The organism is Acetatifactor sp., assembly GCF_982438285.1.
The window spans coordinates 1-6,708 of record NZ_CEWDFQ010000166.1; the positions used below are offsets into that span (position 1 = coordinate 1).

4 protein-coding genes are annotated in these 6,708 nt (G+C 48.9%); all 4 read left to right on the forward strand.

Going from position 1 to position 6,708, the window contains the following annotated elements; genetic code table 11:
• A partial coding sequence (locus AC1WIP_RS09310) for a hypothetical protein (protein WP_481141583.1) occupies positions 1-200 on the forward strand: 200 nt, incomplete at its 5' end.
• Positions 193-2,745 (forward strand): CheR family methyltransferase, encoded by a 2,553-nt coding sequence (locus AC1WIP_RS09315; RefSeq protein WP_481141584.1) that lies wholly within the window; start codon positions 193-195, stop codon positions 2,743-2,745. The genes AC1WIP_RS09310 and AC1WIP_RS09315, both read left to right, overlap by 8 nt.
• Positions 2,745-5,675, forward strand: a complete 2,931-nt coding sequence (locus AC1WIP_RS09320; protein ID WP_481141585.1) for a chemotaxis protein CheB — start codon at positions 2,745-2,747, stop codon at positions 5,673-5,675. The genes AC1WIP_RS09315 and AC1WIP_RS09320 overlap by 1 nt, the downstream gene beginning before the upstream one ends.
• 118 nt (positions 5,676-5,793) lie before the next feature.
• Complete coding sequence (locus AC1WIP_RS09325) at positions 5,794-6,621, forward strand: polysaccharide deacetylase family protein (RefSeq protein WP_481141586.1); 828 nt, start codon at positions 5,794-5,796, stop codon at positions 6,619-6,621.
• Positions 6,622-6,708: the final 87 nt, after the last annotated feature.

A 6,708-nucleotide genomic window follows, 5' to 3' on the forward strand; every position in this document is an offset into this window, starting at 1 on the left:
ATCATAGGATGTATAATAGTATTGCCAATTTAGAAATGCACCTGCAGTTTCTGCGTGCGGTTATTTTTACGGAGAAATATTATGGGGAATGGATTCACAGGAGAAGCCGGCAAAAAAGCGAGGAGAAACAGTATTACATTAGGAGAGAATATCCGGCGCAAAAGGACAGAACAGAATATTTCACAGGAGGAATTGGCTGAACGGCTGGATATCAGCAGACAATCTATCTCCAAGTGGGAGACCGGTCTGTCGGAGCCTTCCACCAAAAATCTTACGCAGCTTTCGGTGATTTTCCAGTGTGAGCTTTCGGAGCTTATGGCCGAAAGCGCTCAGACAAAGGAACCTCAGGACTTCTCGGTGATCGGCGTGGCCGTGACCCGTTTTGACATGGGGAAGCTGAAATACTTTTTTCAGGAAATGCCGCTGGATATTATAGAGTGCTGCAGGGCCAGCGTGGTGATTACCTGCGGACAAAACCAAGAGGAAAGTAAGATGCTGGAGGAGACAGTGGAGAAATACACAGGCCGCTGCTGTAAATCGATGTCTGCTGGGGAAAATTTAGAGCCTGGCACAATTTATCTGGCGGACAGGAAAAATTACGGTGGGAGCTTTGATGCCTTTTTTGAGGCTCTGGCGAGCAGATACGGGGAAAACGCGGTGGCAGTTCTCTTTTCGGATTTTGAAAAAAGCGGCAAGAATGGCGCGGCGCAGGTAAAAAAAGCAGGCGGCCTCTGCCTTTTGTGCGAGCCTGAGAAAAAGCGAAAGGGGGAAAGATATTGGGATGCCTCGGACAGCAGTCTTTTTGACTATGTGCTGGAGCCGGTGAATATGGGCTATTGGATTGCCAATCATGTGAGAAGGAAATATTTTGAAGGGTCAGAAAAATATCTGGGCTTTTTATCGGAGCGATTTTATCACAGAGTGCAGGAATGTCTGAAGAAAGCGGGGATGCACTCCTACGCGGATTTCAAGGAGGAATTTTTTATCAGGTCCGTTCTGGAGCGTTTTAAGGAGACAGGGGTCGCTTCCCCGGATTATTATGGGCGGATTCTGGAGAGCTCTATGGAGGAGCAGAAAAAGCTGGTGAGCTGCATTCGAAAATATATCTGGAGAGATAAGGACAATAGGAGCAATCTTTTAGAGATCTCAGATATCATAGAGGAGATAAAACCGGAATTTAACGGCATCCGCATATGGGTTGCGGGCAGTGGCAATGGGCTGGACGCCTATGTGGTGGCTATGATGCTGTCTGACTATATGGAAGACCACAGGTGGTATGACAAAGTAAAGATTTTTGCCACGGACGTGGAGGAGGATATGGTGTCCGGAGCCATCAGGGGATTTTTTGAACCGGGTGACATAATGGAGCTGCCGGACAAATGGAGACGCAAATATTTTCAAAAGAGAGATTCCGGTTTTCAGGTCAGCCAGGTGATTCGAAACATGATTATTTTTTCCGTGCATGATATATTGACGAATCCCCCTTTTGCAAGGCTGGATTTGTTGATCTGCAGAAATGTGATGAAAAAATTCCGAATCCGCAGCAGAAAGGCTATGATAGATCGTTTTGCCTATGCGCTGAATCAAAACGGCTATCTGGTGCTGGGACAGGGAGAGGATATTGACGAGCTTAGCAGCTGGTTTGCCTGTGTGGAAAAATATAAGGGAAGAATATGGAAAAAGCAGAAAAATGCCCCTATATCCCTGAATGCACGGACATTTGTAAAGGAATCGCTGTCTGTGGGGAAGGTGGTGGAGGAGCTGCTTACGGCCAGCATGCCGGCCTGCATTATTGTGGATGAAAGGCATGAGATTTTGTATACCGGAAAGGAAGCCGGAAAATATCTGCAGTTCAAGGCTGGGGAATTTTCCAAAAATCTTTTTGACAATGTGGACAGAAAAACCCGTGTTTTGATCGATATGGCGCTGAAATATCTGGAGCCTTCCGGGGAACGCCAGGAAATTATGGTGGTGAAGGAAGGAGAAGAGGACGCTGGAAACATCAATATTCATGTGCTGGGCAGAGTGATCAGAGAGCGCTGCTATTATCTGATTTGGTTTGAGGCTCAGGAGGACAGAGAAAAGAAAAACAATGAGTATGAGCTTTTCAGCCGTAAGGAGGAAAAACTGGAGCGGGAGCTGGACATTTCCCAGGCCAATCTCTATCAGGCCCTAAAGGAGCTGGATGATACCAGGGATAAGTACGAGCTGATCAATGAAAAGCTGCAGAGCACCAACGAGGAGCTGACACTGATGAACGATGAGCTGCAGGTGGTGAATCAGGAGCTTGCAGCCTCCAACAGAAAGCTTACCCGGGTGAATCTGGAATATCAGAAAAAGATCAATGAAATGCCGGATTTTTCCAGAGATGGGATTGATTTTTTTGAGCTGATGGGACTGCAGACGGTTTTTCTGGACCGTGAATTTTGCATTAAGAAGATGTCTGAGGGCATACCGGAGATCACCCATATCAGGGAATATGACATAGATCGGAACATAGCGGCTGTCAATCTGATGGACGGCTACCTTGGGTGGCGGGACGATGTAAAAGCTGCCAGAGAAGGGCAAAAGGTGATGCGGGTTGTGGACGGAAAGAAAGGCAGTCGATTTATTGTACAGATTCTGCCCTATGGTTTTGAGGACAAAAAGCCATTTGGATATGTGATACTGATTCAGACTGTAGAGAGAAAAAGGAGAGCGGAAGAACGAAGGAAGAAAGCAGAGAAAATAACAGTTTTTGTGTAGTGGGTATCGGGGCCAGCGCCGGGGGACTGGAGGCGCTGCAGGACTTTTTTAAGGAGCTGCCCGAAAATTCAGGGGCTGCCTATGTGGTGATACAGCATCTCTCTCCTGATTACAAGAGCATTATGGATGAGCTTTTAAGCAAGTGCACCAGCATGCCGGTGATGGTGGTGGAGGACGGGATGGAGGTTTTGCCGGATCACGTGTACTTGATTCCGCCCAAAAAGGAAATGACCATCCGGGGCAACAGTCTGATGCTCACTGATCAGGGGCGGATAAACCATGTAAATCTGGCTATAGATACTTTCTTTAAATCTCTTGCAGAGGACTGCGGTAAGTATGCCATTGGGGTGGTGCTCTCGGGAGCGGGCAGTGACGGCACCCAGGGAAGCAGGTATATAAAGGAATATGGCGGCATGGTAATGGTGCAGGAGCCCAGCAGCGCCACCTTCAACAGCATGCCGGTGAACGCCATTCAGACGGGACATGCGGATTATGTGCTGGAGCCGGGGGCTATGGGAGCGGCTATTGTGTCTTATATGGAGAATCTCTTTCATCCAGAGATGAATAAGAAGGAGGTTCAGGAGGATAATGAGCTGTTCCGAAACATTCTGGCTGCCCTGAAGGAAAAGTATGGCATTGATTTTTCTGACTATAAGGAGCAGACCATCAGAAGAAGGCTTGAGCGCAGGGTAAGCATCAAGCAATTCCGTTCCTTAAGTGATTACTATAACTTTTTCAAAAATTCCAGAGAGGAAAGAGAGTGTCTGTTAAAGGAATTTCTCATTGGCGTCACCGGCTTTTTCCGGGACAAGGATGCCTTTGAATATTTGAGAACCCATGTGTTTCCGGACATTGAGCCCCAAAAGGGAGGCTACCGGATTTGGTCCGTAGCCTGCTCCACAGGGGAGGAGGCTTACACACTGGCAATTCTTTTGACGGATTATATGGAGAAAAACCACATTGACAGAGATTTTAAAATCTTTGCCACAGATATTGACAGGGACGCCCTGAATGTGGCCAGCGCTGCCGTATACGCGGACAGTGTGGCTTCTGCCGTGCCGTCGGAATATCTGCAGAAATATTTTACCAAAATCGAGGGAGGCTATAAGGTAAATTCGCAGATCAGGAAGAGGATTATTTTCTCCGTGCACGACGTTCTGGTGGATCCGCCCTTTTCCAAGCTGGATCTTTTGGTGTGCCGGAATCTGTTTATTTATTTGAAGCCCACGGTGCAGCAGGGGCTTTTGCAGCGGTTTTATTATTCCTTAAACCCCAACGGATACCTGTTTATGGGAAACAGCGAATCCATTGGGGAAATGAGCGATGTGTTTCTCTCCCAAAGCCGGAAATATAAAATTTACCAGAAAAAGGAGGTGCCCGGGAGCAGCGCTCTGATGGGAATGCGGTTAAGCAGGGATTACGGGAATTTCTTTGTGCATAACTACCGCATTCGGGAGAAGAACGATGAACGGGGCCTGGGAATCGAGAAAATTGTGGAGCAGGCCTTTTCCATGGTGATGCCTCTCTTTGTTATCATAAATGAAGGGGACAATATTGTGTATACAGGCAAGGATATCAGCCGGGTGCTGCAGATCGGCCAGGGTGTGTTTACCCAGAATATTTTTGCCAACCTGCCTCATGGGCTGGGTATTTTCGTAAACGGCATACTGCGCAAGCTGAAGAGCGGCGAGCAGGAGGCATCGGCGGTGTGCGCTGCAGGCTTCCCCAAATTCCCCAATCAGAATGTGATCATATCCGGCTACCGGCTGGAGACTGCCAAGGCGGTTTTCTATCTGTTAACCTTTGAGATCAAGGATTTGTCCGACCTGGAGTCCGGCGTGGACGATGAGGAACGGCTTTTGTCGGGAGAGCGGATCACGGACCTGGAGGAGGAGCTTCGAATCACCAGGGAAAATCTGCAGGCTACCATTGAAGAGCTGGAGACGGCCAACGAGGAGCTGCAGAGCACCAATGAGGAGCTGGTAGCGGCCAACGAGGAGCTGCAGAGCACCAACGAGGAGCTGCAGTCCGTGAACGAGGAGCTGTACACGGTCAATTCCGAATATCAGTCCAAGCTGGATGAGATGACCCATGTGAATATGGACATGGATAATCTGTTGAATAATGTGGAGGTAGGCGCCCTGTATCTGGACGATCAGTTCAGAATCCGCAAGATAACTCCAATGATTCCCCGGATTACCCACATTATGGACGTGGATGTGGGACGTCCCATCTCTCATTTGTCCCTGATGGACACCTATCCCAACTGGAAGGAGGATATTCAAGAGGTATTTCGAACCAGACAGCCCCTGGACAGAGAGATCTCCGAACCGGGCGGGAGGTTCTGGCTGGTGCGCATCCGGCCCTACCGGACGGACTACAATGCGGTGGAGGGCATCATTATGACCTTTGTGGAGGCCACGGAGCTGCGCATGATGAAAAATTCCACCTTTGCAAATGCAGGACTTTTGTACTGGCAGAGAGAAAACTCCCAGGTGCTGCAGTGGAGATACCGGACGGACATTCATCTGTGCACCATTTACAAGACGGGAGGCTTTGATGTGGAGAAGGAATTCACAGTGTCTCCGGAGGAATTTTTTGAATCCCTGCATGAGGATGACAGAACCCATATCATAAGCGCTTTAAATGAGCTGCGGGAAACGGATAAAAAGAGCTGTGAGCTTACCTGCCGTCTGAAGCACACCGGTGAATATGGGCTGAAGGGGTGGATTTATCTGCAGGTTTATAAGCTGGAGCAGAAGGAGGGCGGCGGCACGAACGCGCTGCAGGGTACGGTTACCAGCTTAGAGCCGGCTGTTTTGCCAGATGCGGTTTCGCCGGAGGCAGCTTTACCGGAGAACACTGCTTCTCCAGAGCCAGCCGTTTCTTCGGAGCCGGCTGTTTCCCAAGAGACTAAAAGCGGAGAGTGATTAAAATGAGGCAGGCGGCCCATGGAGACTGATCTATGGGCTGCCGTTTTAAGGAGCAGGCATGAAGGGGAAGAACCAATCATATATTGTTTTAAACTAAGAATAAATGGTTGCAATTATGAAAAAATTTCTACCCACCTTGCTTTTTTTGTGCGCCATGTTCTTTTTGGGAAGAACCATTGCAGCGGCGGTGTATGACACAAAGGAGACTTCCGGAAACGTTCTCAGCTCGGAAAACTGGGGGCTCGGATTCGGGAAGGAAGGAGAAAAGCCCACAGGCAACGCAGCTGCCGCAGAGCTTGCAAAATACGATACCTATTATATCGGCCAGGGCGAAGAGAAGGTGATTTACCTGACCTTTGACTGCGGATTTGAAAACGGCAATACGGAGCCTATCCTGGACGCCCTGAAAAAGCATCAGGCTCCCGCCACCTTCTTTGTGGTAGGCCATTATCTGGAGTCGGCGCCGGAGCTGGTAAAGCGGATGGTGGAGGAGGGGCACACCGTAGGCAATCATACATACCACCATCCTGATATGTCCTCCCTGTCGGACCGGGCGTCCTTTGAAAAGGAGATAGCGGATGTGGAGGATTTGTTTCAGGAGATTACGGGACAGGAGCTTTCCATGTATTACAGGCCGCCCCAGGGAAAATATAATCTTTCTAATCTGCAGATGGCAAAGGAGCTGGGATATACCACCTTTTTCTGGAGCCTGGCCTATGTGGATTGGTATCAGGATGACCAGCCCACCCACGAGGAAGCCTTTTCCAAGCTGCTTACACGGATTCACCCGGGGGCAATCGTGCTTCTGCACAATACCTCCAAGACAAACGGGGAAATTATAGATGAGCTCTTGACAAAATGGGAGGAGATGGGCTATACCTTCCGTCCTCTTTCTGATTTTGTAGCGGAGGAAGACGGGGAGGAAGGGACGGATGCAGGCTGAGCTGTAACAGTTACGATATTTCGGACGAAAAGCCAGTTAGTGTATAATTTTTATTGGCAAAAATAAAGGGAAGAAGTGAAATACCTC